Origin of the sequence: Saccharopolyspora sp. NPDC050642, from assembly GCF_040654735.1 — a bacterium.
GTDB lineage: Bacteria > Actinomycetota > Actinomycetes > Mycobacteriales > Pseudonocardiaceae > Saccharopolyspora > Saccharopolyspora elongata.
On sequence record NZ_JBFAIN010000042.1, the window covers coordinates 44,078 to 69,930 of the forward strand.

Sequence of the window (25,853 nt, forward strand, 5' to 3'; positions counted from 1 at the left end):
CCCGCGAAACCAGCGTTCCGCGTGAGGGCTGGGCGCCGTTTTCGCGCGAAACCGGCTCTCCGCATGAGCGCCGCGCGCCCGAAGTTTTCCGAAACGCCTCAGCAGCGCGGGCCGACCACCGCTGGCACTTTCGGGCATCCGGGCGGCCCGAAAGCGAAGAATTCCCGCTCTGCACGTATCGACCCGGTTTCAGATCTGATTTCGACGGTGCCGAATCGCTCGAACGGTGGAATGGTGGGCCCCGCAGTTGATCAACCGAGGACACGACGATGGCCCGACGCGTCCCGCGGCGGCCGACCGGCTGCGCCCGGGACTCGTGAGCGCTTTGGAGCGTCATAGCAATCCGAACCGCTCACGAGCGCTTGCGGACCACTGGCAGGTTCGGTGATCGACAGCGCACCCCACAGGTCCACTTAGGACACCAGTTCTGGTTTTGCGAGGTAGCGAACTTTGACTGCCAGGAAGCTCCACTGGTGGCGAGCCGCTGTGGTCACGGCGAGCGTCACCGGGCTGCTGACCGGCGCAGCCCACACTGCCCTCGGCGCCGGCCCGGACGCCGCCCCTATGACCCCGGCCGCGCCCGACACCGTCGAGCAGCGCGCCTTCGAATCGGCCGCCGTCGAATTCGGCATCCCGATGCCGCTGCTGATGGCGACCTCGTTCCAGCTCACCAGGTGGGAAGACCACAACGGCGAGCAGAGCGTGGCCGGTGGCTACGGCCCGATGCACCTGACCGACATCGACCCGGACGAGCTCCGCAGCGAGAACCCGAAGCTGCAGAAGCTCGGGGACCACCCGACGCTGCACACCCTGACCGAGGCCGCGGCGCTGGTGAACCTCCCGCCGGAGCAGGTGAAGCGCGACCCGGAGCAGAACATCCGGGCCGGTGCCGCGCTGTTGGCCCAGCGCGCCAAGAACCTCGGCGAGGGAAACCTGCCGAACAACATCGGCGGCTGGTACCCGGCGATCGCCGAGCTCAGCGGCAGCCCGCAGGCCAGCGGCGCGCAGTCCTTCGCCGACGACGTCTACGACGTGCTCGGCCAGGGCCGCGCCCGCACCACCTCGACCGGCCAGCGGCTGGCGTTCGCCAAGATCCCGGAGGTGCTGCCGGACCGGGATCTCAGCGGCACCAACCTGAAGAACGTCAAGGACGCCCCGCTCGGCCCGAAGCCGGAGTGCCCGACCGAGCTGGACTGCCGCTACATCCCGGCGGCCTACGCCCCGACCGATCCGCAGGATCCCACCGGCGGCTACGGCAACTACGACACGGCGAACCGGCCGAAGGACGTCAAGATCGACTCCATCGTCATCCACGACACGGAGACCTCGTACCAGACGGCGATCTCGGCGTTCCAGAACCCGGCGCACGGCGCGGCGTCGCACTACATCGTCCGCTCCTCCGACGGCCAGATCACGCAGATGGTCCCCACCAAGGACATGGCGTGGCACGCAGGCAACTGGGACCGGAACATGCGCTCGATCGGCATCGAGCACGAGGGCTTCGCCGCCGAGGGCGGCAAGTGGTACACCGAGCAGATGTACCGCTCGTCGGCTGAGCTGGTGAAGTTCCTGGCGGACAAGTACGACATCCCGCTGGACCGCGAGCACATCGTCGGCCACGACGACGTCAGCGCCGACAACCCGGCGAAGGCGGGCGGCGAGCACTACGACCCGGGCCCGTTCTGGGACTGGGCGCACTACATGAAGCTGCTGGACGAGCCGCTGGACGGCGACACCGGCGGCGACGACGTGGTGACCATCTTCCCGCGGTTCGACGCGAACCGGCCGGAGGTCGTCGAATGCCCGAAGGACGAGCCCTGCCGGACCCTGCCGGCGCAGGGGGCGAACTTCCTGTACCTGCGCACCGAGCCGCGCGATGACGCGCCGCTGATCGGCTCGCCGACGGTGCACCCGGACGGCTCGCCGGGCACGACCAAGATCGAGGACTGGTCGGCCAAGGCCAACACGGGCCGGCAGTACGCGGTGGCGGAACGCTCGGGCGACTGGCTGGCCATCTGGTTCGACGGCAAGAAGGCCTGGCTGCGCGACCCGGGCGGCACGAACACGGCACCCGCCGACGACGCCGACCTGGTCACGCCGGTCCGGGACCAGATCCCGACCTACGGCCTGTCGCTGCCGCAGCCGGGCGACTACCCGTCCGGCATCGACCCGCGCAAGATCAAGCCGCTGCCGTACAAGGTGCCGGCCGGTCAGGTGTACGTGGCGGGCGAGGAGACCAAGGCGCTCGACTACAACGTGGTCTACGACGGGCTGAACGACCCGAAGAACCACGAGGTGATCGTCGGTGACGAGGTCTACATCCCGATCTCGTACAACTACCGCTGGGTCTACGTGAAGGAATCGGACCTCAAGTCGGTCTGACGATCCCGGCGGAGCGCCCTGCCCGGCGCTCCGCCGATCCTGCTGTCGAACCACCTAGTGGTGCCGGTGTTCTAGCAGGTGGTGTTGGTGCTCGTGCTCGTGCACGTGCATCTCGCAGATCATGTCGCCCCTCGCGCAGTTGTGGTGGTGCATCTGCTGGTGGGCGAGCCGCGCCACCACCACAGGCGCCGGACTGGCCGCGAACGCAGCCGGGGCGAGACCGAACAGGAGTGGCACCGCCAGCGCGATGCCGAGCGAACCGCGCAGAACAGTACGCATCACCGATGCTCCTTCGGTTTGATGTTCGCCGAGACTCACCTCGGCACCTTCCGAACCGAGCGGCTGGAAATCGGCTCATCAAGCCTACGCGCCCGCGCGCACCGAATCCGGAGCCCAAAGGCCCGTTCCCGAAGAACAACACGCAGGTCCGCCACCCGACGTGGAAGTCGCACGTGGAAACGCTGCGCCAAGCCGACGTGCAACTCCTGACGGGCGACGACTACTGGCCCCTGCAAGGCCCCAGGCAGGCCCTGGAGATCCCCTGGCTCAAGATCCTCGACGCGGCTCTCAACGACCCGACCTGAGCCCGAACCTCTAGTGTTGCCCGTGCTCTTGCAGGTGGCGTTGGAGATCGTGCAAGTGCTCGTGCGTCTCGCAGATCACGTCGTCCTCCGCGCAGTGGTGGTGGTACCGCGGCTGAAGGGCGAGCTGCACCGCCACCGCAGGCGCCGGACTGGCCGCGAACGCAGCCGGGGCGAGGCCGAACACGAGTGGCAGCGCCAGCGCGATGCCGAGCGATCCGCGCAGAACAGTACGCATCACCGATGCTCCTTCGGTTGACGTTCGCCGAGACCCACCTCGGCACTTTCCGAACCGAACGGCTGGAAATCGGCTCCGCCGACCAACCTTACGCGCCCGCGCCCGCCGAATCCCGAGCCCAACGGCCCTAGACACCGGTTGTGTCCCCTGTGGACACCCACCGCGGTTCCCGGGTGATCCGTCCCCCGACATACTGGCGGGATGAGCGAGCGGACCCTGGGACTGATCGGATCGGCGGCAGGCGGCGTGGAGCAGATCCGCCCGGCCCTGATCGAACCGGCGGTCGCGCGGGGCTGGCGGGTCGCGGTGACGCTGACGCCCGCGGCCGGCGCGTGGCTGAGGTCGCTCGGCGAGGTCGAGCGGATCGAGCAGGTGACCGGACTGCCGTGCCGGGTCGAACCCCGGCTGCCCGGTGCCGGCCGCCCGCACCCGCCCATCGACCGCTACCTGGCCTGCCCGGCGACGGCGAACACGGTCGCCAAGCTCGCCCTCGGCTTAGCCGACAACCAGGCCCTGACCACGCTGGGCGAGGCGATGGGAACCCCCGGGATCCCGGTGGTGGTGTTCCCGAAGATCAACGTCACGCAGGTCCGCCACCCGGCGTGGAAGTCGCACGTGGAAACGCTGCGCCAAGCCGACGTGCAACTCCTGACGGGCGACGACTACTGGCCCCTGCAAGGCCCCAGGCAGGCCCTGGAGATCCCCTGGCTCAAGATCCTCGACGCGGCGCTCGACGACCCGACCTGAGCCCGAACCTCAGCGCCCGTGCTGCTGCTGGTCTTGCTGTTGCTGGTGTTGTTGCTGGTGCTCCTGGCAGACCTGGTCGTCCAGGTTGCACTCATCGGTCTGCTGCTGCGGGGCGAGCTGCACCACCGCAGGCGCCGGAAGGGCGGCGAACGCGGCCGGGGCGAGCGCAGCGACTCCGGACAGGAGTGGCAGCGCCAGCGCGAGGCCGAGCGAACGGCGCAGGACAGTACGCATCACAGATGCTCCTTCGGTTGATAATCGGCGAAGCCCGCGAAACCCCGCTGGACGAACCTGGGCCCCGGTATGTTCCGACCGAATCGCTAAACCCGGTTCTGCCAAGAAACCTTACGCGCGCACACGCACCGAACCACGAGGCCAAAGGCCTCGAAACCGGCCCGTGAACGGTAGAGGCACGCACAAGTTGGGGGTGACGCCAGTGGACGACGACTTGACGCTCGCGGACGTGGTGGACGGCGCCATCGGCAGGTGGCGGCGGATGCGGAGCGAGTCCGCCAGGCAGGTGGCCGACCGGGAATTCCGGACCTGGCTGTTCGAGACCCTCCCGGAGCAGGCGGCGAGCGCGGGCCCGTACGACCCGCGCGACCACGCCTACATCGTGTACGAGACCGCGACGGCGCTCTACCGCGCCGGCGAAATCGCCGACTCGTTCCTCTTGCTGCGCTGGTACGGCGTGCATTATGCGCACCACCCGGATCCCGAACTGGGCGCGCGGGTGCTCGACATGCTGACCGACCTGTGCGCCTACACCGGGCAAGCCGATGCGGCGGGCAACGCCGCCGCAGCCGGCGTCCTGCGCGACGTGGTGGACGCAGTCCGCGGTCCGGTGGACGTCCGGGTGGAGCGCGCGCTGTGCCGGGCGCTGGCGATCCACGCGCACCTGCGCGGCGATCACCTCGCGGCAGTCAAGAACCTGTCGAGCAAACGCGAGGAGCAAGCGGCGCTGTGGACGGAGATCTTCCGGCGGTACCGGCACAATTCGGATCCCGAACTGCGCGGGAGAGCGGCGCAGGGCTTGTACAACACGGCGCTGGTATCGCTCCAGGAAGGCGATGAAAGGGCCGCCCGGGAGAAGTTCGACGAGCTCGTGAAGTCGTTCGGCCGGGATCGGGGCGGGAATCCCGACGTGGACGAATGGCTCAGCCGGGCCGAGCACGCAGGCGCGGTGCTGGACGGGTTCGCGGTCGGCGAGCCCGAGCTGAACCTCGACTACCTGCGGAAGCAGCGCGACTGGGACCGCAGGAGGCGGCGCAGGGGCTTCGGCCTGCCGTGGCTGCTGTCGGGCGCCCCGCGCAACCACATGGCCAAACTCGTCCGCGCCGCCCGGGAAAAGCACCTGAGCTCGGTCGGCCAGGTCCGCAGCTGGCTGTGCTCCGGCGAACCGTTCGTGGTCCTGCTGCGCAACTTCGGCCTGGCCGAGGAGTCACGCGCGTCGTCGGCGCTCGCGTCGGTCCTCGAAGACCCCGACGACCCGCAGGGCGACTACGTGCAGACCATCGTGTACCGCGACTGCGGTCCCGCCTTGGCGGAACTGGAACTCGCGGTGCCGATGATCACGGTGGCCAGCACGAAGGCGGGCGAACTGGAGCTGTCGTCGGCGTTCGGCCAGTTCGTCCCCAGGGCCGCCCTGTACCTCCCGGACGCGACGTGGTTCGAGACCGTCGCGAAGCTGATCCCGCTGGCCGCCCAGATCATCGTCTGGGCGGCGGAGCTGACCCCAGCCCTGGCCCAGGAGATCGCCTGCCTGGAGGAACACGGGCGCACGGACGACGCGCTGATCATCGTGGACGAACCGCCGTCGACGATGCAGAAGGCGTTCCTGCCGCGCAGCGGGAACGAGGTGCTGACGACGAACCACCCGGCGCTCGCGAGGTTCCCGAACGTGGTCGACGCACGCGAGTTCAAGAACCGGGGCGTCGCCGATTCCCCATCCCTCCAACAACTTCTCAACGCACTTGAGGCGGCCCGCGCGGTCCCGATCGAGCAGCGCATCGAAAGGATCAGGGCCCACCTGGCCTGAGGGGTCGTTTCGGACTGATGCGCGGGCACCCGTGAGCAGTGGCCGTCCGGGGCAGCGGGCAGAAAGTCCTTGGTCCGGCCCCGCTCTCCGGGCGCAGTCTGGCGCTGTGCCCGAGGAGGACTTCGAGACGGCGCTTGCGGAGCTCGCGGATTTCCCGCTGGTGGAGGCGATTTTCGGCCGCCGCTCGCGGCGTTTCGCCCTGGGCGACGAGATCCCGGACGGCCCGCTCGCCTACCGCTCCAGGCACGAGCCGGTGCCCCTGACGGACCTGGAGCGGATGCTCGTGCTGAGCGCGATGGGCGGCACGACCGGCTGGCACTACTCGATCACCCGGCACGCCCGGTACGCCCCGCACGTCTCGAACTACGCCGGCGCCGCCGCCGGACGCACCTTCCCGTCCGCGGCCGGGGTCCACACCACCGAGTTGTTCTTCACCGACGACTCCGGGCTCTACTTCTTCCCGACCCGCGACGCCGGCGCGCTGGTCGACCCGGCCGTCGAGGAGGTCACCCCGGAGCTGGTGGTCGAGCGGCACCGCGAGCGGCTGCGCCGGCTCTCGCCCGGGCGGCTGCACCTGCCGGCGGAGGAGCCCTACCTGGAGGGGCACAACACCTGGTGCGTCAACGTTCCCGGTTCGCTGCTGGTCATCCCGGTGGCCGACATCGCCCAGCACCTCATCGCCATCCTGTGCTTCTTCGCCCAGAACGGCTACGCGATCTACGACGACGTCAACGATCGCAAGCTCCCCGGGCTGGCGGAGTTCGCCGGGCTGGTCGACGTCGAGGAGCCGTTCCCGCTCACCTTCACCGAGCAGTACGCGCTGACCGAGGCGACGGCGGAACTGGCTTCCGCCTGCTACGCGGGCGTGCTGATGCTGCAGGCGATGGGGCTCGGCGGCTGGATGTTCGACGGGATCGACCGCTTCGCGATGCTCGGCGCCTCGGGCGAGCCCGGCGTCCCCGGCCTCGGGTTCCGCTACGACGAGGACGAGCGCTGGCCGACGCCGAACCCCACCGGCCGGGAAGGCGTCTTCGAGGCCTGCTGCCCACCGCGGTACCGAGACATGGCAGCGGCGGTCGAGGCGTTCGCCGAACGCAAATTCGGCCCCGGCGGGCCGTTCCACCGCGACACCCCGGGGGCCTGGACCGACAGTCCGGGCTTCCGCGGCAGCGCCCTGGTGCACGACGACGAGTTCAAGGCGTGCGTCGCGCTCCAAGCGCAGTACGTCCTGGACACCTTCGGGAAGTTCCCCGGGACGGTGCCGACGGTGTTCATCATGAACTACGTCCAGGCCCACCACCTGGACCTGGACTTCTACGACCGCTTCTTCAAACCCGGCGCCTACCTGCACACCCACGCCACGCACATGCAGAAGTGGCACGGCGCAGAAGGGCAGACCTAGGGTCGGCATCGGGCTGCTGATCCTCGTCGAAGGCGGCGCCTTCGGCCTCTAGGCCTTCGGGGACCTCGCGCCCGCGCATGATCGGCGATCAGCCGATTACTGCTGAACAGTTCAGCCCTTGCTGATATATCACTGCTTGCTGTACTGTTCCGCTCATGCTGACGTGTGAGACGCGGGGCGCGGCGCTGGCCCGGCTGGGCAAGGCGCTGGCCGATCCGACTCGTTGCCGGATCCTGATCGCGCTGCTCGACGGGGAGAGCTATCCGGGCGTGCTCGCCGAGCAGCTGGGGCTGAGCCGCTCGAACGTCTCCAACCACCTGGCCTGCCTGCGCGGTTGCGGACTCGTCGTGGCCACCTACGAGGGTCGTCAGGTCCGCTATTCCCTGGCCGACGCCCACCTGGCGCGCGCGCTCGGCGAGCTGGTCCAGGTCGTGCTCGCCGTGGAAACGGATCAGCCGTGCCTCAACGAGGCCCAGCCCGAGGCGGCGCGGTGAGCGAGGATCGCTGCGTCGACGACTGCTGCGCGACGGACACCAAGGCCGACCCGCGGCGACGAGCGGTGCTGGCCCGACGGGTGCGGTGGCTGGTCGCCGCGACGATCACCTACAACGTCATCGAGGCGGTCGTGGCGATCTCGGCCGGAACGGCGGCCTCGTCGACGGCGCTGATCGGCTTCGGCCTGGATTCGGTGATCGAGGTCGCGTCCGCGGCGGCGGTGGCGTGGCAGTTCTCCGGCAGCGACCCCGAAGCCCGGGAACGGGCGGCGCTGAAGGTGATCGCGGTGTCGTTCTTCGCGCTGGCCGCCTACGTCTCGGTCGAGTCGGTGCGAACCCTGCTCGGCGCGGACTCGGCCGACCACTCGACGGTGGGCATCGTGCTGGCCGCGGTGTCCCTGCTGGTGATGCCGTTCCTGTCGGCGGCCCAACGCCGCGCCGGCCGAGAACTCGGTTCGGCCAGCGCGGTCGCGGACTCCAAGCAAACCCTGCTGTGCACCTACCTTTCGGGCGTCCTACTGCTGGGACTGCTGCTCAACAGCCTCCTCGGCTGGTCCTGGGCGGACCCCGTCGTCGCCCTGGTGATCGCGGCGGTCGCGGTGAAGGAAGGCCGAGAAGCCTGGCGCGGCCACCACTGCTGCTGAGCACTCAGGCGTTGGTGACCGATGCGTCGTTATCGCCGGCACAGCACGGCGTCCCGGCCTCCGCGGCCGCACCGAAGGTCTGAGAATCGGCTTTGACGACGTAGACCTCCCAGGGTTCGCGGCCGGGCCCGTGGACCCAGACCTTGTCCTGGCGGGCGTAGCAGCAGGTGGTGTCCTCCTCGACGTCGGTGAACAGGCCGAGCGCCTTGAGCCGCTCGGTGGCGTCGTCGACCTGCTCGGTGCTGTCGACCTCGACGCCGAGGTGGTCCATCACCGTGTCCTGGCCCGCCTCGCCCTCCAGCAGGACGAGCTTCAGCGGCGGTTCGGCGATGGCGAAGTTGGCGTAGCCGGGCCGCCGCTTGGCCGGCTCGGCGCCGAAGAGCTTCGAGTAGAACGCGATCGATCCTTCGAGGTCACCGACCCGGAGGGCGAGCTGCATGCGTGACATCGCATCCCCTTGCTTAGATGGTCATCTAAATAGCTGACCACAGCTTGGACCTTTGTTTCGACATCTGTCAAGATAGATGCATGTCGAAACAAGGCCCCGAGGATGCGACCCAGTGCTGCTCGCCGGTGATGCGGGAACCGCTGAGCGCGGAGCAGTCGGCCGAGCTGGCCCGGGTGTTCAAGGCGATCGGCGAGCCGGTGCGGCTGCGGCTGCTGTCGTTGATCGCCTCGCACGCGGGCGGAGAGGCGTGCGTGTGCGATCTGACCGGCGCGTTCGAGCTGTCCGGGCCGACGATCTCGCACCACCTCAAGGTGCTGCGCGAGGCCGGGGTGATCGAGGGCGAACGGCGCGGGACCTGGATCTACTACCGCGTGCGCCCCGAAACCCTGCGGGCCGTCTCGTCCGTGCTGATGCCGGCCGACGCCGAGGCGGTCACCGCATGACCCGGGCGGCAGAAGCCCCGGTGGCCGGACGCTTGTCGACGCTGGACCGGCTGCTGCCGGTGTGGATCGGCGCGGCCATGGTGGCCGGACTGCTGGCCGGGCGGTGGATCCCCGGCCTCGGCCCGGCCTTGGACGCCGTGCAGGTGGACGGCATTTCGCTGCCGATCGCGCTGGGCCTGCTGGTGATGATGTACCCGGTGCTGGCCAAGGTCCGCTACGACCGCCTGGAGACGGTCACCGGCGACAAGCGGCTCATGGTGTCCTCGCTGGTGCTCAACTGGGTCGTGGGCCCGGCGGTGATGTTCGCGCTGGCCTGGGTGTTCCTGCCCGACCTGCCCGAGTACCGCACCGGCCTGATCGTCGTGGGCCTGGCCCGCTGCATCGCCATGGTGATCATCTGGAACGACCTGGCCTGCGGGGACCGGGAGGCCGCCGCCGTGCTGGTGGCGCTGAACTCGGTGTTCCAGGTGATCGCGTTCGCCGGCCTCGGCTGGTTCTACCTGTCGGTGCTGCCGGGCTGGCTCGGCCTGCCGCAGGTCGGGCTGGACGTCTCGGCGTGGCAGATCGCCAAGTCCGTCCTGATCTTCCTGGGCATCCCGCTGGTGGCCGGGTACGCGACCCGCAAGCTCGGCGAACGCGCCCGGGGCCGGGACTGGTACGAAACCCGGTTCCTGCCGAAGATCGGCCCGGTCGCCCTCCACGGGCTGCTGTTCACCATCGTGATCCTCTTCGCCCTGCAGGGCGACCAGGTCGCCGACCGGCCCTTCGACGTCGCCCGCATCGCCGTGCCGCTGCTGGCGTACTTCGCGATCATCTGGGCCGGTTCCTTCGCGCTGGGCAAGGCGATCGGGCTGAGCTACGAGCGGTCGGTGACGTTGTCGTTCACCGCGGCGGGCAACAACTTCGAACTCGCGATCGCGGTCGCCATCGCCACCTTCGGCGTCACCAGCGGGCAAGCCCTGGCCGGGGTCGTCGGCCCCCTCATCGAGGTGCCCGTCCTGGTCGCCCTGGTCTACGTCGCCCTGGCCGCCCGCCGTCGGTTCACCGACCCCACCCCTGATCACCTGGAGCGATCGTGACCCGCACCCCCGAAGTCCTGTTCGTCTGCGTGCACAACGCCGGACGATCCCAGATGGCGGCAGCTCTCCTGCAGCACCACGCCCGGGGCGAGGTGGCCGTGCGCTCGGCCGGATCCGCCCCCGCGGAGACGATCAACCCGGCAGTCCTGACCGTCATGGGCGAGCTCGGCATCGACCTGTCGAACGAGATCCCCACGAAGCTGACCACGGACGCCGTCGAAGCCGCGGACGTGGTGATCACCATGGGCTGCGGCGACGCCTGCCCGGTGTTCCCCGGAAAGCGCTACCTGGACTGGGAACTCACCGACCCGGCGGGGAGGGGCGTCGACGAAGTCCGCACCATCCGGGACGAGATCGACCGCCGAGTCCGCCACCTCCTGACCGAACTCCGAGCCTGATCTTCGGCGTTCTCCATTGGCGGCCAACGACTTCGGCCGCCCCGTGAGTCCCACCCGGCCAGGGACGTGGGTCGCCATCCGGTTCGGCGAACTGCTGGCCCTGGCAGCGAAGAACCCCAGGCCTGCGCCTGGGGTTCTTCGCTGTCGAGGCGCCCGAAGGGCGTGGTGACGCCAAGTGGATGCGGGGGCCCGGTCAGGACAGGCCCCCGCATCGGTCGCTACAGCCCGCAGGAACCGCGGTCGAGTTGGAAGAACCTGGCGTTGGCCCAGCGGCACAGCCACATCCCGACCATGACGCCGGCGATCGTGACGAGAGCGGGCAGGTAACCGCTGGCGACCTGGATGATCGGGATCGCCGGGCAGCCACCCGAGATCGCCCAGCCGGTGCCGAACAGCACCGCGCCGGGGATCACGCCGCCGTGGATCCGCCCTGGCGAGCGGCGGACACCCACCACGGCGAAGATCACCACGATGATCGCCACGGCCCCGGCGAAGGCGTACAGCATGCGGGGGTCCTGGAAGGTGAACATGCGGTTCAGCTCGGTGTAGTCGCCGAACCCGATGTTGGTGACGACGAAGCCGAGAGCCAGCCCGGTAATGATGTTGGCGACGAGCACCGCGCCCCTGGTACGCATCAGATCACCTTCCACAGCAGGAACGAAACGGCAACAGCGGTGCCGAAGAAGACGGCAGTCGCAACGAGGCTGACCGGGCGCAACCGCCCGCAGCCGCTGAGTCCATGGCCGGAGCTGCAGCCCCCGGCCAGGCGAGTGCCGAAGCCGACGAGGATGCCTCCGACGAACAGCACGCCGATCATGACGTTCGAATCGGCGGTGACGAGCTGGCGGAAACCCTCGCCCATGTCGAAGCGGACCTCGAATCGGCCGGCGACGACGGCGGCCACCCATCCTCCGACGAAGATCGACAGGAGCAGGGCGGCCTGGGTGACCAGAGGCGCCGAGCGCACGATCTGCGTCGTGCTCCGCTCTCGCGCCGCGGGTCCGGCGTCCGGCTGCGCGTCACCGCGCATCACGTCCGGCGAGGTGGGTGCTTCGGAGCGGGTTCCGAACTCCGCGGCGGTCGCCGCGGCGAACGCTTCCTCGAGGGCACGGTCGTCGGCGAACTGGGCCTCCTGCCGTTCGATGCGGCGCTCGGCACGCCAGTGCAGGACGCGGTCCCACGCCGAGGACACCCCGAAGGACCGATCCGTGATCAGCGTGTAGTTGATGGTGATCAGGGCGAGCCCGATCGCGCCCGCCCACCAGGGCCAGTAGTTGCTCATGCGGGGCCTCTCATCCACTCGGCGAGTCGGGTCCACCAGCGGCGCTTCGGCTCTCGCGCGGGCCGTGCTACCCGATCCGAGGTTGGTGGGGTTCTTGGGACCTGCGGGGCCCGCGAAGGGGCCGACGGGGATTGTGGGGGCTGCGGCCGCTGTGGGGGCTGCGGCTGCGGGGGCCGGGGGGACTGAGAGCGGAATGACGACTCGCGAGGCCTGGTCAGGTCTGGCCTCGGCGCCGGTTCGAACCAGGCCACGGTCTCCGGCGACTCGGAGATGAGCGGCGCCGGCGGGGTCGGTTCGGCCGTGGCGGACCGCTCGGCGGCCTTCCTGATGTGCCCCACGTCAGCACCGTTCGGGAGCAGCGAGATCGGCACGAGCTGGCCCCGGGACGCCAGCTTGTACCGGGCGCAATCGTGCCACCTGTCATTGCTGTCGCAATAGGATTCGCGCCAGCCGCTCAAGCTTGCCTTCAACAACGGGAAGAGGGGGCAGGATTGGGCATGGGAGCAGCCCATATCACTCCTATCTGACCTGCTCATACCGCCTGGTCGGGGGTAGGCGATATGGCGCGATCTTGTCGTTCTCGTATTTGCACAACCCGACCAGCGATCGCAGGGCGTAGCGGAATGCAACACACCGTAACGCGATCCCCCTCCGGATTATTAATACGACGTATCCCCCGGCTCGTTACTCCCGTTACGCGTCCGGCAAAAAGACGAATCTCAATCGAAAAGGCGCGATGACCAGGGCTTTTTCGACATGTTCACGATTAAATAACAAAACATCGATGAATATGGTTACTGCACCGTGATACGAGCGTTCTCAAATCGATGCCAGGCTATGTGGAATTCGTCCTACTTTATATCGCGCGGTTATGTGCCCTCTCGCAGTTGCACGCGGAGAGGCGAAATCTGGTGAAGTCACTACCGTGACCTGCTGACTCACATGCCACACGCGCCCCTCAACTGGCCAAATGGTGCACGCCGGACGAAGTCGCGGATAATTCGCCAGTTGCCGAGGGCGCGGCCGAGGAACCTCGTTCGCGACTCACGGCCGTCGATGACGCAGCACGCGTACCTTTGTTACCTGCACGGATCACGAAAACGAACGCCCACTGGAGATGGTCACCCATGGACGTTCGACGTTGTTCGCGCACCAAAAACCCAAGACACCGAGCAAGAGGCTGATACGAAGCCGCGCCGACGCCACCCTGCAAGGAGCACGAACGTTGTCGTCCGCATCGGGCCTGGTCGCAGGCATGGAACGCCACCAGGTCGCCGTCTACGTGGGCGCGCTCGCGGCTGGGGCTGTCGTGGGCTGGGCCGCCCCCGATGCGGGGCCGGGCCTGGAGCAGGCCATCAACCCGGTGCTCGCCGCTCTGCTGTACGTGACGTTCTTGCAGGTACCGGCCGCCGAGCTGGGTCGCTCCTTGCGGGCAGGCCGGTTCCTGGGAGCCGCGCTGGTGGTGAACTTCGTGGTGGTACCGCTGGTCGTCGCGGCCATGTTCGCCTTCCTGCCCGCCAACCAGGCCGTGCGATTGGGAGTGCTGCTGGTCCTGCTGACGCCGTGCGTGGACTACGTGATCGTCTTCAGCGGACTGGCGGGCGGCAGCAGCCAACGACTGCTCGCCGCCACACCACTGCTGCTGCTCGCGCAAATGGTGCTGCTGCCCGGCTTCCTGTTCCTGTTCCTGGGCTCGGACCTCGCCGATGTCGTCGAGACCGGTCCATTCGTCGGGGCGTTCGTCGTGCTGATCGTCATCCCGCTGACGCTGGCCTGGCTCACCCAAGCCTGGGCGGCTCGCCGGAGGGCCGGACGACGATTGGCCGACGCGGTGAGCACGCTGATGGTGCCGCTCATGGCCGCGACCCTGCTGGCGGTGGTGGCCTCCCAGGTGCCGAAGCTCAGCGACGGCCTCGCCACGGTGGCCCGCGTCGTGCCCTTCTACGTGCTCTTCCTGGTCGTCATGGCCTTCGCCGGCCGCGCCGTTGCCCGCCTGTTCCGCCTGGACGTCCCGGACCGCCGCGCGATCGTGTTCACCGGCGCCACCCGCAACTCACTGGTGGTCCTCCCCTTGGCCCTGGCCCTGCCCGACGCGCTGGCCGTCGCGGCGGTCGTGGTCGTCGCCCAAACCCTGGTCGAGGTCGTCGGCATGGTGATCTACGTCCGAGCAGTGCCCCGGCTCCTACCCGCCCGCTGATTCCCGAGCCGGACGACGCCGATCGAGCGAGGTGAAGTACGAGCAGCTCGCGGCGACCGTTCATGCCGGGCCGAGCAGGTCCCACCGGTTGCCCGCGATGTCCAGGAAGACAGCGACCCGCCCATAAGGTTCGGCGCGTGGCGCGGTCACGAATTCGACCCCGGCCCCGACCATGCGGTTGAACGCGGCGTCGAAGTCGTCCACCCGCAAGAACAGCCCCACCCTGCCCGCGAACTGGTTCCCCACCACGGAAGCCTGCTGCTCACCGTCCGCGCGAGCGAGCAGGATGCCGGTTTCCCCGCCCGGCGGCCGAACGACGACCCACCGCTTCGGACGCCCATCATTCGTCGACGACGGCGTGTCCTCGACGAGTTCGAAGCCCAGTGCTTCGACGAAGAACTCGATGGCCCGGTCGTAGTCCTCGACGACCAGCGCCGCCAGCTCCACCCGCATCCTCGCGATCCTAGGTCGATCGCGGGTCCGGCCCCGGTCGGCACGAACCTCCCGGGCACGATGTCGGCCACGTTGCCCGGGGTACAAGCGCGATCAGCTCTGGCAGACTGGCCCGTATCCACCCCTGAGCGCACATCCGGTTGCAGAGGGTAACGGCGGCTCGGGCAGCTACCGCAGGAAGGATCGGGCCAGTGCAGGAACTCGGCTCTAGCGCATTCGACCTCTCGTTCCGTGGCCGGCGAGTGGTTCGAGACCGGGCGTTGGTGATGGCGATCGTCAACCGCACGCCTGACTCCTTCTACGACCGGGGTGCGACGTTCGAGGAGGACGCGGCCAAAGCGGCCGTCGATCGTGCCGTTGCGGAAGGCGCCGATGTGATCGATATCGGCGGTGTGACCGCGAGTCCCGGCGCGGAGGTCGACGCCGAGGAGGAGATCCGGCGGGTGCTGCCCACCGTCGAGTGGATCCGGGCAACGCATCCCGATGTCCTGATCAGCGTTGATACCTGGCGGCACGAGGTCGCCGATGCGGTTTGCCGTGCCGGCGCCGACATCATCAACGACGCGTGGGGTGCCGCCGACCCGCAGATCCTCGACGTGGCGGCGGCCTACGAGGCCGGCTACGTGTGCACCCACTCCAACCGCGTCCCCCGGGCGGAGCCGGTTCGCTCGGACTACGAGGATGTCGTCACCGCGGTGCTGGACGAGACGGTGCGACTGGCCGAGCTCGCCGAATCCAAGGGCGTCCCGCGCGGTGGCATCCTCGTCGACGGCACCGGATACGGGAAGAACACACCCGACCACCTGGCCCTGGTGGCGCGGGTGCAGGAGATCGTGGAAACGGGCTGGCCGGTGCTGATGGCGCTGTCGAACAAGACCTTCGTTCGCGAAAGCCTCGACCTCGACGTCGCCGATCGGGAGGAACTCCTCACGGGCACGTTGGCGGCCACCGCGATCGCGGCCCGCGTCGGAGCAGCGATGTTCCGCGTGCATCAGGTCCTGCCGACTCGGCGCACGCTGGAGATGGTCGCCTGCATCAACGGCACGCGGACCCCGGCGCGCGAGCAGGAATGGATCTCGTGATGAAGCAGATCTGGCCAGAGCACGCCGACCTCGACGATCAGCAGCTCGAACGCCTCTACACGTACCCAAAAGGCCACCGATGGCTTGTCGTCAACTACGTCTCCAGCGCTGACGGAGCCGTTGAAGTGGGCGGCCGCGCGCGCCAGCTCTCCAGCCCAGCCGATCAGAAGGTGCTCAAGCTCGGGAGCGACCTCGCGGACGTCCTGCTCGTCGGTGCCACGACCGCGATGGTCGAGGAGTTCCGCGGCGTGCACCCGGACGAATCCACGCTCGAACTGCGTCGTCGCCACGGGCTCCGGGACGTCCCGCCGACCGCCGTGGTCACGACCGGAAGGTCCCTGCCCGTCGATGCGCCGGTGATCACCGAGGCGGCCACGCCGACCCTGGTGATCACCTGCGCCAACGCGCCGGTGAAGAAGCAGAAAGCCTGGGAAGAGGCCGGCGCCGAACTGCTGATCGCCGGGGAGGACACCGTCGACCTCGCCGCCGCGACCGAGGCGCTGGCCGAACGCGGCCTGAACCGGATCGACTGCGAAGGCGGCCCGCACCTCTTCGGCGGACTGCTCGCCGCTGGTGTGGTCGACGAGCTGCGGCTGACGATCTCGCCTCTGCTGGTCAGCGGCACCCACGGGCGGATCGCCACTGGGCTGCCGCTCGACCCCATCGACATGGAGCTGGCATCCGTCCTGACCGAAGACGGCGCGATGCTGGTGCGCTACCTGGTGCGGAACCGTCCGGCAAAGCCCTGAATCGGCGCGGCCGGGAGCGCGAGTTGCTTGGGCTGGCGCGATGCTCAGACGATCCGCCAGCCGGACAGTGATCAGTCCCGCCGGATTCCTTTGGTACTGCTGCGATGCCCTGCGGGCCGAGTCGGGGTGTTTCCGCCGGGAGCGGAACCGCTGCCCCCGGGCGCGGGACCGGTGTCAGGATGACGGTATGGCGGACATCCTTCCCTTCCACCAGAAGCGCACCCCCATGCCGGATCGCGAGCCGGAACCGCTGTGGCGTGAGGTGCTGGGCCGGAGCCTGCGTGCGACCAGGGAGGAGCAGGGTGGCCGCCTCGTCGACATCGCGGAGCGGGCCGGCATCTCGCCGCAGTACCTGTCCGAGATCGAACGCGGCCGCAAGGAGCCCTCGAGCGAGATGATCGCCGCGGTCACGGGTGCGCTGGGTGTCGACCTGGCCGACCTGCTCGCCGGCATCGCGGGCGACGTCCGGCAGCGCCGCGGCGCGGGCCCCGCGGTCGTGCGCCGCCCCGCGGGACCCGTGCTCATGGCCGCCTGAGACGCGGTTTCAGGTCCGGTGGTCGAGGACGCGGTCCGCGAGCCCGTAGTCGACGGCGCCCGCCGCGTCCAACACGCGGTCCCGGTCGGTGTCGTGCCGCAGGTCCGCGACATCGCGACCGGTGTGCGCCGAGAGGATCTCCTCCAGCTGGGTGCGCACCCGCACCACCTCGTCCGCCTGGATGATGAGGTCCGGGATGGCGCCGCGGCCCTGCGCCGCGGGCTGGTGCAGCACCACCCGGGTGTGGGGCAACACGGATCGGCGTCCGGCCTCGCCCGCGGCCAGCAGCACCGCACCGGCCGCAACCGCCTGGCCCACGCACGTCGTCGCCACCGGCGCCTTGATGTAGCGCATCGTGTCGTACATCGCGAGCATCGCGGACGGGTCACCGCCCTCGCAGTTGATGTACAGGTTGATCTCCCGTTCCGGGTTGTCCGCCTCCAGGTGCAGCAACTGGGCGATCAACGCGTTCGCCACACCCGAGTCGATCGCGGTGCCGAGGTAGACGATCCGCTCCGACAGAAGGTGCGAGTAGACGTCCATGATCCGCTCGCCGGCCACGCTGCGCGTGATGACGTTGGGGATGGTGTAGGTGCTCATTCGCCGGCTCCCGTCGCCGCGCCGAGCCCCAGTTGGTGCGTGCGCACGGGCACGAGCTGGTCGAGGCTGTCGACGATGTGGTCGATGAAGCCGTACTCGCGTGCTTGCTCGGTGGTGAACCAGCGGTCGTGCAGCGAGTCGGCGAAGATCCGTTCGATCGGCTGACCGGTGTCCTCCGCGATGATCCCGAGCACCGTGTCCCGGGTGTGCCGCAGGTCGTCCGCCTGCACCTCCACCTCGACCGCCGATCCGCTGATCCCGGACGAGCCCTGGTGCATCAGGATGCGGGCGTGCGGGAGGGCGAAGCGCTTGCCCGGTGTGCCCGACGACAGCAGGAACTGTCCCGCACTGCACGCCAGTCCCAGCGCGAGCGTGGCCACGTCGCACGGCACGAGCCGCATCACGTCACGGATGGCCAGCATCGCGGAGACCGAGCCGCCCGGTGAGTGGATCCACAACGCGATGTCCTTCCGGGGATCCTCGCTCGCGAGGGACAGCAGTTGGGTGGCGAGCACTGTCCCGTTGTCGTCGTCGAGCGGGCCGTCGAGGACCAGTACCCGCTGGCTGAAGAACCGTTCTCGGAGTCGGTGGTCGAACAGTGGCTGCTTCTCGTGGTCCGTCATGCCCCGACAATGCCGCCACCCCGGTGCACTTCTCGGGTTTCTCTGCTGTGAGCGGATCAGCCCTCAGCAGTCCGGCGCCGAACTCTCCACTGTGGACCTCGCAGTCCAGCCGGTCTGGCGATAAGAGCGGTGCGCCCAGCATCGCTCCTTGATCGCTTGCGCCGGCGCCCTGCGCATGTGACGCGCTCGTCGCCGCGCGCGGACTCATCGGCGCATGCGCCTGCGGATCGCCGCGGCCACCATGAGGATCGGCACGATCGGTGGAAGGAGGGCCAGTGGCCAGAACCCGCCCAGCAAAGCTGGCAGCACCAACAGCAGCGATCCGAAGCCGAGGGTGAAGCCGAGGTCACCATCCTGATCGTCGTAGGGCCGCCGGACGAACACGGCGACCAGACCGACTACGGCCATGACCACCAGTACCCGCAGACCCCATTGGCCGATCTGTGCCGTGGCCGGCGCCAGAACGGCCACGGGAAGGAAGACCACGAGGTACACCCATGGACCGACGACGCACACGCGTGCTGCGACGAGAGCTCGACCATCAGCGCGCCCCTTGGCGCTAGGCGGCTTGCGCCACCACACGATCATCGGCATCTCGACTCTCCCTGGTTCTGCTGCACTACGGTCGCGTGGAAACTGACACGCGCGGTCGGCATTATGCGGCCCCTGCCGTGGGGGGCGTCCCGCAGCGTCGCCAGCGGTCCTTGCCCCTGACCGCCAAGGCCGACCACGGGGGACCGCCGGGATACGGGAGAAACCTGCCAAGTGCTCGGGTAGTGCCTGGTAGAGGGCGCTAGAGATCGTTGGAGAGCCCGTGTGGCGTGGGTGCGGCGGGTGTTGGTCAGGGGGCGCTGGGTCCGCTACGTCGTGCCGGTCATGGTCGAGATCGACTGCGACGACGTGGTCGCGCTGACCGGTGAGGCGCGGGAGGATCGCGACGACCGTGGCCAGTTCTGCATCTACGCCGAGAACTTCGTCCGGCGCGGTCGGCTGACGGGGGACCGCGCCGGACGAGGCACCGGCCATCTGCTTGACGCAGAACGCCTTGCGCTGATGAGCGGACGTGTGGCGTTTCGTTGATCATGTGTCGGATGTGGCGCTGTCGCTGTCTCCGGGGGGTCGGTAGCCACAGCGCCGTTACCGGCCGCTGTCTTGGTGAATTGTCCAGTGTCAGGCGACTGTTACTCCGCCTTCGGTGGAGTCGGTGGAGAGGCTGAGTTCCTCCCAGGCGTCGAAGTCGTCCTGGACGCGTTGGCGCCCGGCGGTGACCAGGCGTAGCGCGTCCGAGCCGAGCAGGAGATGCACGGGAGGCTTCTCCACGTCCAGGAGGGTGAGGATGGCGTCGCCCGCGCGATCGGGGTCACCGATGCCCTGACCCGCGAGGGCCTGGCGGCGGGTCCGGATCGGGTCGAACAGTGCGTCGTAGTCGGCGATGCTGCGTGGTGCGCGGACCAGTGACCTACCTGCCCAGTCGGTTTTGAACGCGCCGGGAGCTACGGCGGTGACCCGCACGCCGAACTGGGTGACCTCTTGGGCGAGGGTGTCGGTGATGCCTTCCAGGGCGTGTTTGCTGCCTTCGTAGAACGCCAGTCCGGGGAAGGTGGTGTGCCCGCCCATCGAGGTGATGACGAAGATGTGGCCGCCGCGCCGTTCCCGCATGCCGGGTAGGACCGCTTTCACGGTCGCTACCGTGCCGAATACGTTGACCTCGAACTGGCGGCGCAGATCGGCCATCGATGACTCTTCGAAGGTGCCTTCGAGCCCGTAGCCGGCGTTGGCCACGAGCACTTCGATCGGGCCCAGTTCCGCTTCGACGGCCCGCACCGTGGGGTCGATCCGGTCCGCGTCGGTCAGGTCGAGGATGAAGGCCCGGGCGCGGTCGGGGTCCAGTGCCTGGAAGGCGGCCGCGTGCTCCTCGGTGCGCACGGTGCCCGCGACCCGGTGCCCGGCCGCCAGGGCTCGTCGGGCGATGGCCAGTCCGAGGCCGGTGCTGACGCCGGTGATCAGGAATGTCTTGCTCACTACGGGTGTCCTTTCGTGGATCAGGCCGCGGGGCGTGCGTGGGCACGGCGGCATCGACCCCGCGGGTGTGGCGGGGTCGTGTCTGGGTGGTGTTGGTGCTGGATCGCCCGGTTCGGGCGGTGGTCAGGACTCGGCGGCGGTGTCCCGGGTAGTCGCGGTGGCGGGTTCGCTGCCCCAGCTGGCCAGCAGTCGCAGGCGCTCCTGAGATGGCGAGCCGGACGGCGCGCAGTAGACGACGAGCGATTGGCCCGGGTCGGCGACCGAGGTGAAGATCTCGTACTGCAGTTCCAGGTCACCGGCGACAGGGTGGTGGAGGCGTTTGAGGCCGGTGCTGCGTTCCTGGACGCGGTGTTCTGACCACCACGCCGGGAACTCGGGTGAGCGCATCATCAGCTCACCGATCAGGTTGGCGATGCGCTGGTTTCGCGGCTGGGCGGCGGCGGCCAGCCGCAACCCGTGCACGTAGTCGCGGGCGACGCGTTCCCAGTCGCGCCACACCAGGCGAGCACGCGGATCCAGCAACGTCCAGCGCGCCATGCTGCGTTCCCGGCGCGGCAGCTCGGCCACATCGGGAAACAGCAACGCCCACAACGTGTTCCCGCCGACGACGGTGAGGTTCCGGTCGCTGACAAAAGCAGAAGCCAGATCCATCGACTCCAACACCTGTCGCAGCGCCGGTCGTAGCTGTGACGAGTGCTCGGCCCGGTCCTTGTGCCCGGCTGTGGTGCCCGCGAGGGCGAACAGATGCCGCCGCTCGATGTCATCGAACCGCAGCGCGTCGCAGAGGGCATGCAGTACCTGTTCGGACGGCTGCCGGGCACGGCCCTGTTCCAGACGGGTGTAGTACTCGGTACTCACCCCGGCCAGCTGCGCGACCTCACCGCGCCGCAGACCGGCGACCCGGCGACCGGCGCCGAACTCGACCTGTAGACCGATCTCATCCGGCGTGAGTCCAGCACGGCGGGCCCGCAGGAAGTCGCCCAAGTCGTTATTGCCCATGCCCTGAGTCTGCTCTTCACCCAGCCGATCACCAAGGGCATAGCTGGCCCTGCCAGTACTACGCAAAAGGTCGTGCGAGGCCGCGAGACTCGGCAAAGTCCGCCGAGAACGGGCATGGGTTATGCCAAGCCTGTTGCAAATTAGTTTGCAGCTCATTGCACGACCCAGCGCAAAGAAGACTGCTGACCGTGCACGAGATGAAACGCTTGGCGCGCAATGCCGCCGAGCTGATGACGCTCTCGGCGACTTGCAGGCCACGGGGATTCAGCTCGATTTGCTGAGCGGACCCCTGACCGGGATCTACGATCCGCACGGCATGGGCTCCATGCTCTTCGTCGTGCTCGCCGTCGCCGCCCAGCTCGACCGCGACTACATCGTCGAATACCCGGCACGTTCTACGCGGGGTGGCGAGGGCTTCGCCTGGCCCACCTCGCACGTGTTCAGCAGCACGGCTGCCACCATCTTCGATGGAGCGGAGTCGACGGCACGGGTGATCGCCGATCAGCTCGGGCACTCGCGGCCGTCGACGAAGCAGGACGTACACATGGGGTCGGAAGCTGCCCTCGAATCTGCGCTGACGGCCATGGCGTTTCCCGGGGGCAAAGCAGGGGCGAAGGCCCACCAAACACGAAACCTCAGGCCTGTGACCTGGGGTTTTGGTGGGTCACCAGGGGATCGAACCCTGAACCCGCGGATTAAAAGATCAGGCTTGTCATTACTTGCCGACGGACGACAATCCCTGTCATAGCAAGGAAAATCAACCACTTGATACGTCCAGTTTGGATGGTCACTTGAGGTCGTTTGACATCATTAAGCGCACCAACGATCATGACTGGATTCTGTTCACCCGGCCGCCGATCAGTACCACGAGCGGGCAACCCCGTCCAGCAGGCGACGGGAGCAGCCTACTGGTAGCACTGAGGAACGCTCATACTGGGAACACGTGTTCGGACGCCACCTGCAAGCCCCCCGAACCCGGGGCTTTCGCGGAGCGCGCGGTGATGACCACATTGTCCGGCCGATGTCCGGTGCGTGGTCGCGGCATCCGCCAACCCCAATCCCAGCGCCAGGTGCGTTTCGTCGGTCCCAGTTTGCTCAGACAGTGACATACTGGACATCAGGAAGATTCGGGTGTGGTCCTATGCAAGGTCGCGACACCTCCGACCAGCAGCAGCCGTGGGGAAGCTCTAGGGCGTGCGACAGCCTCGGCAACCTCGACGCGGCACTTCAGGGCCATCCGGCGATCGAGCAGGCCAAGGGCATGCTGAAGCTGGCCTTCGGACTCGATGACCACGACGCACTCGAGCTGCTTGCCGGGATGTCACACGACACCGGTACGGACATGCGTGACGTGGCTCAGACGCTTGTAGAGCGGGTCGCGGGCGCAGCGAGCGCGTCGACTGTGAAGAACGTAAGCGCCCGTGTCCTTGAGGAGTGGAACCGACTCAAAGAAACCTAACCCTCGCCTTGCAAATGCGATCAAGTGGCCTCGTCTGCCTCGGCCGCTGATCGAACTTCGCGGTGCAGATGCTCTCGGATCGAGCATCCCAGCTCGGGAAGGTCGACCCCAGCAAACCGATCTTCACCAACACGAGGGCGGCTACCTCAACTGCTCGAACGTCATCGACCGAACGCGGAAGCCGTTCCGTGTTCGCGCGGGGTACGGGTGGGTAACCTTCCATGCGCTGCGGAAGACGGTCGCCACGCTGCTGGCCGACGCCGGGCTGACCGCTCGCGAGGTGGCGGACCTGCTGGGGTACTCACGGTCGATGACGCAAGATCACTACTTCGGCCGAGGACAGGAGTCCCGGGCCAGCGCCGTGGCTTTGGAGCTCGTGGGCTCCGCCGAGTAGCGAGGAATCTTGGCAATTTATTGGCAAGCGGGCCCACCAAACACGAAACCCCAGGTCTGTGACCTGGGGTTTTGGTGGGTCGCCAGGGGATCGAACCCTGAACCCGCGGATTCTGAGGCGACACTTGCGGTTGTTTGCGGTCTACCCTGAACACCTGCGACCACCTGAGCTGATCGCAATTGCAAATGACTAGCGCGATGGGGCGTTTGCGGTCACTTGGTGTTGTTTTGTGAGGGTAAGGTGCGGGCGCCGTATGCAAGCTCGCAACGCCCATCCTCGGAGGCACCGGACGGCCTCGACCACCAAACCTGCTGATCCCGTTTCCATGGCCGCCGACGCTTGCTGTTGTTTGCCGATACCCGCCACCACCTGCACAGACGAAGAAAACGAACCCCTTGTTGCTTGCCGTTGGCTGACACCTTTGGTGATCAATTATTGGCACTCTCTTGGCAACTGAAGACCCGACGAGCGCTACCCTGTCGCCATGGGCGGGCGCCAGCTCGGGCATGGCACCCGCCCGCAGTACCATCGGCGCGTTCGGCTACCCATGACACTACTTGTGATCAAAGATTGCCGGAAATTCATTGACCGCCCTTTTGGATGAACCCCGAGACAAACCTTTCGGCCTCTTCCTCTGAGATCTCCGCGTCTATTTCTTTAATCAGCTCGTCAATTTTGTCCATGTCATGTTCAGTTGCTCCGGTAGTTCCGCTTCGGAGTGATTCCTGCTCTTCGCCGTCGTCTTGACGCTCGTGGCGTGATTGTTGCTGGACCACGGGGCATTCTCCTTAGCGTGTGTGAGTGGGTATCACTGTTCGGAGCATTCCGACATGAAGGAGTGGTTGCCCGCTGCGGCCAGGGTGTCGGCTACGGTTGACAACCACTGCATGAGCTTGTTCGGGGCACTGGCGCGACCTGGACGCCCTACGGCGTTGGGCAAACCCAGCCCGAGTCGGGTCGCGAGCGCGATGCGTAGTTCGTGGAGAGTCCATGTCCAGGTCATGCGATGCCTGTTATCACGAATCACGATGACGCCACCGCGGTCGGGCAAGTCATCGAGCAGAGTCGTGATCGATGCCCGCGCCCGGTGGAACCGTGTAACGAAGTTGAGCTCATGAGAACACGTGTCGCCGAACAGGTTCGAGATCACCGGATCGTCAACGTGCCCGCTGAGCGCTCGGTCGACACGATGTAGGTAATCGGTCAAGTGCTTTCGTAGCCAGCAGATCTGGCGTGGGCTGAAGATCACGATGATCCTGTCACCTTGGCGATCCCAGCTGATCATGAACCCGCCCTGTTCATTCCTGCCTGCGGTTCTCCTTAGCTACCTGACTCTCAGCATGCTCGACATAGCTGGTGACGGACGCGAAGCAGAGGCAAGAGTGCCCTTGAACCAGCAGAAATTTGCCCTTACGCCCCGAAAAGCAAGGAACCCCCTTGACTAGAGGGGGTTCCTGCTGTCTCGACCAGACGCGCGCCCGAAGGGATTCGAACCCCTAACCTTCTGATCAGGTTTCCATGATCATCGACGTTTGCCGTTTCCTGACAACACCTTTGGTTACCTGCACGAACGCGTGTTCCGAGTTTCGCGTTGCCTGACGTCATTTGCCGTCGATTGCGGGTGATTGTTGGCAATAAGTTGGCAATCTCTCCCCCCGGTCCCACCCGACACGGGGCCACCTTCATGGGGTGCCCTCCAGAGATGGACGTTTTGCGTCGACGGCAGCCGCTTCGGCGGGCACAGCCTCGATACCGAGGTCTCGACGAGCTGCCTTACGGAACTCGATCACAGCTTCAAGTACGGCCATGTCCATCGGCACCTGGCTGTCGTTGCGGCCTGTGGTGACAAGCTCAGGAGGAAGCTCGCCCCTCATGTCGATCCTGCGATGAGAGTCGTCGTAGAGCGCAGCGAGGGCCGAACGAACCTGGTCGGCGCGTTGGATCACGTCGCTCGGCGCGATTAGATAGATCACCTCATGGTTCATGGCGAGATCTTTGAGGCGCTGATCGATCGACGGGTGGTGCGGGTGGCCTAGCTCGTACATGGCCGGGTAGCTGATTACTTCCCGCCGTGCCAACGCCGCTCCTAGGAAGTCCGCGTAGGCCTGCCGTCGTTCCTGCAGCCAACGGGTGGCGTCCTCGCGGCGCGCCTTGGTTCGTTCTGTACGTCGGGTGAGGACCTGCCCGATGAAGACGCCCGAGATTGTCGCCACTGCCGTGATCAGATTTCCGATCCACTGCCATTGAGGTCCCATGATCGGCAACCTAGTGGTGACCACAAGCCGGTGAGTACCTTCGCAGCCGGTCGATTTCGTGCCCGCTGGAGTGGTAAGGCGACCAGCTCGGCGACGCGCCCAGCACCGTTCTTCGAAGGCTCGCCCAGCCGACCCGTGGAGTCAGGACGCCCGCGGTGCAGATCTCCATCTCGGCGGCTTCTGCGGGGCCGCCTGCCTTCCGCTCGCGCCATGACGAGGCCGCCGGCCTTTCCGCTCGCGCCCGGTCGCCGTCGATGGCCGGCCGGGACCGGTGAGCGCAGCGAGCCGCACGCCCGGCCGGCCGATCGG

31 protein-coding genes are annotated in these 25,853 nt (G+C 67.6%); 16 read left to right on the forward strand and 15 right to left on the reverse strand.

Going from position 1 to position 25,853, the window contains the following annotated elements:
- Nucleotides 1–450: 450 nt before the first annotated feature.
- Entirely contained in the window at nucleotides 451–2,382 is a 1,932-nt protein-coding gene (locus tag AB0H93_RS37470) for a peptidoglycan recognition family protein (RefSeq protein WP_358580017.1), read from the forward strand.
- Between the two features lie 54 nt (nucleotides 2,383–2,436).
- Here AB0H93_RS37470 and AB0H93_RS37475 read toward each other — a convergent pair whose 3' ends face one another.
- A complete protein-coding gene (locus tag AB0H93_RS37475) occupies nucleotides 2,437–2,664 on the reverse strand; it encodes a hypothetical protein (protein WP_358580020.1) in 228 nt (75 codons plus the stop codon).
- Nucleotides 2,665–2,976: 312 nt separating this feature from the next.
- Nucleotides 2,977–3,204, reverse strand: a complete 228-nt coding sequence (locus tag AB0H93_RS37480) for a hypothetical protein (RefSeq protein WP_358580022.1) — start codon at nucleotides 3,202–3,204, stop codon at nucleotides 2,977–2,979.
- 198 nt (nucleotides 3,205–3,402) lie between these two features.
- Here AB0H93_RS37480 and AB0H93_RS37485 point away from each other — a divergent pair, with 198 nt between their 5' ends.
- Nucleotides 3,403–3,948 carry a flavoprotein gene (locus AB0H93_RS37485; RefSeq protein WP_358580025.1) on the forward strand — a complete coding sequence of 182 codons (546 nt, stop codon included), beginning with the start codon at nucleotides 3,403–3,405 and terminating at the stop codon, nucleotides 3,946–3,948.
- A gap of 9 nt (nucleotides 3,949–3,957) precedes the next feature.
- On the opposite strand, the gene AB0H93_RS37490 is transcribed toward AB0H93_RS37485, so the two are convergent.
- On the reverse strand, nucleotides 3,958–4,182 hold the full coding sequence (locus AB0H93_RS37490; protein ID WP_358580027.1) for a hypothetical protein: 225 nt from the start codon (nucleotides 4,180–4,182) through the stop codon (nucleotides 3,958–3,960).
- A gap of 202 nt (nucleotides 4,183–4,384) precedes the next feature.
- Between AB0H93_RS37490 and AB0H93_RS37495 the strand changes: the two genes are divergently transcribed.
- The 4 genes from AB0H93_RS37495 (at nucleotide 4,385) to AB0H93_RS37510 (ending at nucleotide 8,526) form a co-directional block, all read left to right on the forward strand.
- A complete protein-coding gene (locus tag AB0H93_RS37495; protein ID WP_358580030.1) occupies nucleotides 4,385–5,986 on the forward strand; it encodes a hypothetical protein in 1,602 nt (533 codons plus the stop codon).
- Nucleotides 5,987–6,092: 106 nt separating this feature from the next.
- The gene (locus AB0H93_RS37500) at nucleotides 6,093–7,388 is read left to right on the forward strand and encodes a hypothetical protein (RefSeq protein WP_358580033.1); all 1,296 of its coding nucleotides are present in this window, start codon (nucleotides 6,093–6,095) and stop codon (nucleotides 7,386–7,388) included.
- Nucleotides 7,389–7,543: 155 nt separating this feature from the next.
- Entirely contained in the window at nucleotides 7,544–7,882 is a 339-nt protein-coding gene (locus tag AB0H93_RS37505) for a metalloregulator ArsR/SmtB family transcription factor (protein ID WP_358580035.1), read from the forward strand.
- On the forward strand, nucleotides 7,879–8,526 hold the full coding sequence (locus AB0H93_RS37510) for a cation transporter (protein ID WP_358580038.1): 648 nt from the start codon (nucleotides 7,879–7,881) through the stop codon (nucleotides 8,524–8,526). Before AB0H93_RS37505 ends, AB0H93_RS37510 begins: the two co-directional genes overlap by 4 nt.
- A gap of 4 nt (nucleotides 8,527–8,530) precedes the next feature.
- Here AB0H93_RS37510 and AB0H93_RS37515 read toward each other — a convergent pair whose 3' ends face one another.
- The gene (locus AB0H93_RS37515; protein ID WP_132495501.1) at nucleotides 8,531–8,974 is read right to left on the reverse strand and encodes an ArsI/CadI family heavy metal resistance metalloenzyme; all 444 of its coding nucleotides are present in this window, start codon (nucleotides 8,972–8,974) and stop codon (nucleotides 8,531–8,533) included.
- Nucleotides 8,975–9,054: 80 nt separating this feature from the next.
- On the opposite strand from AB0H93_RS37515, the gene AB0H93_RS37520 reads away from it, so the two are divergent.
- The 3 genes from AB0H93_RS37520 to AB0H93_RS37530 are packed head-to-tail and all read left to right on the forward strand — an operon-like array spanning nucleotide 9,055 to nucleotide 10,894.
- Complete coding sequence (locus AB0H93_RS37520) at nucleotides 9,055–9,417, forward strand: metalloregulator ArsR/SmtB family transcription factor (RefSeq protein ID WP_358580042.1); 363 nt, start codon at nucleotides 9,055–9,057, stop codon at nucleotides 9,415–9,417.
- On the forward strand, nucleotides 9,414–10,496 hold the full coding sequence (gene arsB / locus AB0H93_RS37525) for an ACR3 family arsenite efflux transporter (RefSeq protein ID WP_358580045.1): 1,083 nt from the start codon (nucleotides 9,414–9,416) through the stop codon (nucleotides 10,494–10,496). Before AB0H93_RS37520 ends, arsB begins: the two co-directional genes overlap by 4 nt.
- On the forward strand, nucleotides 10,493–10,894 hold the full coding sequence (locus tag AB0H93_RS37530; protein ID WP_358580047.1) for an arsenate reductase ArsC: 402 nt from the start codon (nucleotides 10,493–10,495) through the stop codon (nucleotides 10,892–10,894). Before arsB ends, AB0H93_RS37530 begins: the two co-directional genes overlap by 4 nt.
- Nucleotides 10,895–11,112: 218 nt before the next feature.
- On the opposite strand, the gene AB0H93_RS37535 is transcribed toward AB0H93_RS37530, so the two are convergent.
- On the reverse strand, nucleotides 11,113–11,529 hold the full coding sequence (locus AB0H93_RS37535; protein WP_358580050.1) for a YeeE/YedE thiosulfate transporter family protein: 417 nt from the start codon (nucleotides 11,527–11,529) through the stop codon (nucleotides 11,113–11,115).
- The gene (locus AB0H93_RS37540; RefSeq protein ID WP_358580052.1) at nucleotides 11,529–12,176 is read right to left on the reverse strand and encodes a YeeE/YedE thiosulfate transporter family protein; all 648 of its coding nucleotides are present in this window, start codon (nucleotides 12,174–12,176) and stop codon (nucleotides 11,529–11,531) included. Before AB0H93_RS37540 ends, AB0H93_RS37535 begins: the two co-directional genes overlap by 1 nt.
- Nucleotides 12,177–13,431: 1,255 nt before the next feature.
- On the opposite strand from AB0H93_RS37540, the gene AB0H93_RS37545 reads away from it, so the two are divergent.
- A complete protein-coding gene (locus tag AB0H93_RS37545) occupies nucleotides 13,432–14,373 on the forward strand; it encodes a bile acid:sodium symporter (RefSeq protein ID WP_358580090.1) in 942 nt (313 codons plus the stop codon).
- A 60-nt stretch (nucleotides 14,374–14,433) separates the two neighbouring features.
- Here the strand turns inward: AB0H93_RS37545 and AB0H93_RS37550 are convergent, their stop codons facing one another.
- On the reverse strand, nucleotides 14,434–14,826 hold the full coding sequence (locus AB0H93_RS37550; protein WP_358580055.1) for a VOC family protein: 393 nt from the start codon (nucleotides 14,824–14,826) through the stop codon (nucleotides 14,434–14,436).
- Between the two features lie 266 nt (nucleotides 14,827–15,092).
- Here AB0H93_RS37550 and folP point away from each other — a divergent pair, with 266 nt between their 5' ends.
- The 3 genes from folP to AB0H93_RS37565 all read left to right on the forward strand — a co-directional run bounded on the left by folP (nucleotide 15,093) and on the right by AB0H93_RS37565 (nucleotide 17,192).
- A complete protein-coding gene (gene folP, locus AB0H93_RS37555) occupies nucleotides 15,093–15,908 on the forward strand; it encodes a dihydropteroate synthase (RefSeq protein ID WP_358580057.1) in 816 nt (271 codons plus the stop codon).
- A complete protein-coding gene (locus tag AB0H93_RS37560) occupies nucleotides 15,908–16,657 on the forward strand; it encodes a dihydrofolate reductase family protein (protein ID WP_358580059.1) in 750 nt (249 codons plus the stop codon). The genes folP and AB0H93_RS37560 overlap by 1 nt, the downstream gene beginning before the upstream one ends.
- Before the next feature lie 187 nt (nucleotides 16,658–16,844).
- Entirely contained in the window at nucleotides 16,845–17,192 is a 348-nt protein-coding gene (locus AB0H93_RS37565) for a helix-turn-helix transcriptional regulator (protein WP_358580062.1), read from the forward strand.
- A 9-nt stretch (nucleotides 17,193–17,201) separates the two neighbouring features.
- Here AB0H93_RS37565 and AB0H93_RS37570 read toward each other — a convergent pair whose 3' ends face one another.
- The 3 genes from AB0H93_RS37570 to AB0H93_RS37580 all read right to left on the reverse strand — a co-directional run bounded on the left by AB0H93_RS37570 (nucleotide 17,202) and on the right by AB0H93_RS37580 (nucleotide 19,009).
- A complete protein-coding gene (locus AB0H93_RS37570) occupies nucleotides 17,202–17,792 on the reverse strand; it encodes an ATP-dependent Clp protease proteolytic subunit (protein ID WP_358580064.1) in 591 nt (196 codons plus the stop codon).
- Nucleotides 17,789–18,415 carry an ATP-dependent Clp protease proteolytic subunit gene (locus AB0H93_RS37575; protein WP_132495539.1) on the reverse strand — a complete coding sequence of 209 codons (627 nt, stop codon included), beginning with the start codon at nucleotides 18,413–18,415 and terminating at the stop codon, nucleotides 17,789–17,791. The genes AB0H93_RS37570 and AB0H93_RS37575 overlap by 4 nt, the downstream gene beginning before the upstream one ends.
- Before the next feature lie 204 nt (nucleotides 18,416–18,619).
- Nucleotides 18,620–19,009: a hypothetical protein gene (locus tag AB0H93_RS37580; protein ID WP_358580066.1), complete on the reverse strand. Its 390-nt coding sequence runs from the start codon at nucleotides 19,007–19,009 to the stop codon at nucleotides 18,620–18,622.
- Nucleotides 19,010–19,291: 282 nt separating this feature from the next.
- Between AB0H93_RS37580 and AB0H93_RS37585 the strand changes: the two genes are divergently transcribed.
- A complete protein-coding gene (locus AB0H93_RS37585; protein ID WP_358580069.1) occupies nucleotides 19,292–19,495 on the forward strand; it encodes a hypothetical protein in 204 nt (67 codons plus the stop codon).
- 90 nt (nucleotides 19,496–19,585) lie between these two features.
- Here the strand turns inward: AB0H93_RS37585 and AB0H93_RS37590 are convergent, their stop codons facing one another.
- Both AB0H93_RS37590 and AB0H93_RS37595 read right to left on the reverse strand, forming a co-directional pair.
- A complete protein-coding gene (locus AB0H93_RS37590; RefSeq protein ID WP_358580072.1) occupies nucleotides 19,586–20,437 on the reverse strand; it encodes an oxidoreductase in 852 nt (283 codons plus the stop codon).
- Nucleotides 20,438–20,560: 123 nt separating this feature from the next.
- Nucleotides 20,561–21,436 carry a helix-turn-helix transcriptional regulator gene (locus AB0H93_RS37595; protein ID WP_358580074.1) on the reverse strand — a complete coding sequence of 292 codons (876 nt, stop codon included), beginning with the start codon at nucleotides 21,434–21,436 and terminating at the stop codon, nucleotides 20,561–20,563.
- Nucleotides 21,437–21,557: 121 nt separating this feature from the next.
- Here AB0H93_RS37595 and AB0H93_RS37600 point away from each other — a divergent pair, with 121 nt between their 5' ends.
- Nucleotides 21,558–22,184 (forward strand): hypothetical protein, encoded by a 627-nt coding sequence (locus AB0H93_RS37600; RefSeq protein ID WP_358580076.1) that lies wholly within the window; start codon nucleotides 21,558–21,560, stop codon nucleotides 22,182–22,184.
- Between the two features lie 393 nt (nucleotides 22,185–22,577).
- Nucleotides 22,578–22,895 carry an ANTAR domain-containing protein gene (locus tag AB0H93_RS37605; protein WP_358580079.1) on the forward strand — a complete coding sequence of 106 codons (318 nt, stop codon included), beginning with the start codon at nucleotides 22,578–22,580 and terminating at the stop codon, nucleotides 22,893–22,895.
- A 975-nt stretch (nucleotides 22,896–23,870) separates the two neighbouring features.
- Here the strand turns inward: AB0H93_RS37605 and AB0H93_RS37610 are convergent.
- The 3 genes from AB0H93_RS37610 to AB0H93_RS37620 all read right to left on the reverse strand — a co-directional run bounded on the left by AB0H93_RS37610 (nucleotide 23,871) and on the right by AB0H93_RS37620 (nucleotide 25,544).
- A complete protein-coding gene (locus tag AB0H93_RS37610) occupies nucleotides 23,871–24,065 on the reverse strand; it encodes a ubiquitin-like protein Pup (protein WP_358580081.1) in 195 nt (64 codons plus the stop codon).
- Between the two features lie 32 nt (nucleotides 24,066–24,097).
- Nucleotides 24,098–24,574: a hypothetical protein gene (locus tag AB0H93_RS37615; RefSeq protein ID WP_358580083.1), complete on the reverse strand. Its 477-nt coding sequence runs from the start codon at nucleotides 24,572–24,574 to the stop codon at nucleotides 24,098–24,100.
- Between the two features lie 397 nt (nucleotides 24,575–24,971).
- Nucleotides 24,972–25,544: a hypothetical protein gene (locus AB0H93_RS37620; RefSeq protein WP_358580085.1), complete on the reverse strand. Its 573-nt coding sequence runs from the start codon at nucleotides 25,542–25,544 to the stop codon at nucleotides 24,972–24,974.
- Between the last annotated feature and the right edge of the window lie 309 nt (nucleotides 25,545–25,853).

Bases quoted from the DNA above. Each gene is read 5' to 3' on its own strand.
- AB0H93_RS37570 (WP_358580064.1), bottom strand. From the start codon at position 17,792: ATGAGCACCTACACCATCCCCAACGTCATCACGCGCAGCGTGGCCGGC.
- AB0H93_RS37520 (WP_358580042.1), top strand. From the start codon at position 9,055: ATGTCGAAACAAGGCCCCGAGGATGCGACCCAGTGCTGCTCGCCGGTG.
- AB0H93_RS37615 (WP_358580083.1), bottom strand. From the start codon at position 24,574: ATGATCAGCTGGGATCGCCAAGGTGACAGGATCATCGTGATCTTCAGC.
- AB0H93_RS37485 (WP_358580025.1), top strand. From the start codon at position 3,403: ATGAGCGAGCGGACCCTGGGACTGATCGGATCGGCGGCAGGCGGCGTG.
- folP (WP_358580057.1), top strand. From the start codon at position 15,093: ATGGCGATCGTCAACCGCACGCCTGACTCCTTCTACGACCGGGGTGCG.
- AB0H93_RS37560 (WP_358580059.1), top strand. From the start codon at position 15,908: ATGAAGCAGATCTGGCCAGAGCACGCCGACCTCGACGATCAGCAGCTC.
- AB0H93_RS37585 (WP_358580069.1), top strand. From the start codon at position 19,292: ATGGTCGAGATCGACTGCGACGACGTGGTCGCGCTGACCGGTGAGGCG.
- AB0H93_RS37545 (WP_358580090.1), top strand. From the start codon at position 13,432: ATGGAACGCCACCAGGTCGCCGTCTACGTGGGCGCGCTCGCGGCTGGG.
- AB0H93_RS37575 (WP_132495539.1), bottom strand. From the start codon at position 18,415: ATGACGGACCACGAGAAGCAGCCACTGTTCGACCACCGACTCCGAGAA.
- AB0H93_RS37490 (WP_358580027.1), bottom strand. From the start codon at position 4,182: ATGCGTACTGTCCTGCGCCGTTCGCTCGGCCTCGCGCTGGCGCTGCCA.
- AB0H93_RS37580 (WP_358580066.1), bottom strand. From the start codon at position 19,009: ATGCCGATGATCGTGTGGTGGCGCAAGCCGCCTAGCGCCAAGGGGCGC.
- AB0H93_RS37595 (WP_358580074.1), bottom strand. From the start codon at position 21,436: ATGGGCAATAACGACTTGGGCGACTTCCTGCGGGCCCGCCGTGCTGGA.
- AB0H93_RS37605 (WP_358580079.1), top strand. From the start codon at position 22,578: ATGCAAGGTCGCGACACCTCCGACCAGCAGCAGCCGTGGGGAAGCTCT.
- AB0H93_RS37515 (WP_132495501.1), bottom strand. From the start codon at position 8,974: ATGTCACGCATGCAGCTCGCCCTCCGGGTCGGTGACCTCGAAGGATCG.
- AB0H93_RS37600 (WP_358580076.1), top strand. From the start codon at position 21,558: ATGCCAAGCCTGTTGCAAATTAGTTTGCAGCTCATTGCACGACCCAGC.
- AB0H93_RS37505 (WP_358580035.1), top strand. From the start codon at position 7,544: ATGCTGACGTGTGAGACGCGGGGCGCGGCGCTGGCCCGGCTGGGCAAG.
- AB0H93_RS37550 (WP_358580055.1), bottom strand. From the start codon at position 14,826: ATGCGGGTGGAGCTGGCGGCGCTGGTCGTCGAGGACTACGACCGGGCC.
- AB0H93_RS37540 (WP_358580052.1), bottom strand. From the start codon at position 12,176: ATGAGCAACTACTGGCCCTGGTGGGCGGGCGCGATCGGGCTCGCCCTG.
- AB0H93_RS37565 (WP_358580062.1), top strand. From the start codon at position 16,845: ATGGCGGACATCCTTCCCTTCCACCAGAAGCGCACCCCCATGCCGGAT.
- AB0H93_RS37620 (WP_358580085.1), bottom strand. From the start codon at position 25,544: ATGGGACCTCAATGGCAGTGGATCGGAAATCTGATCACGGCAGTGGCG.
- arsB (WP_358580045.1), top strand. From the start codon at position 9,414: ATGACCCGGGCGGCAGAAGCCCCGGTGGCCGGACGCTTGTCGACGCTG.
- AB0H93_RS37535 (WP_358580050.1), bottom strand. From the start codon at position 11,529: ATGCGTACCAGGGGCGCGGTGCTCGTCGCCAACATCATTACCGGGCTG.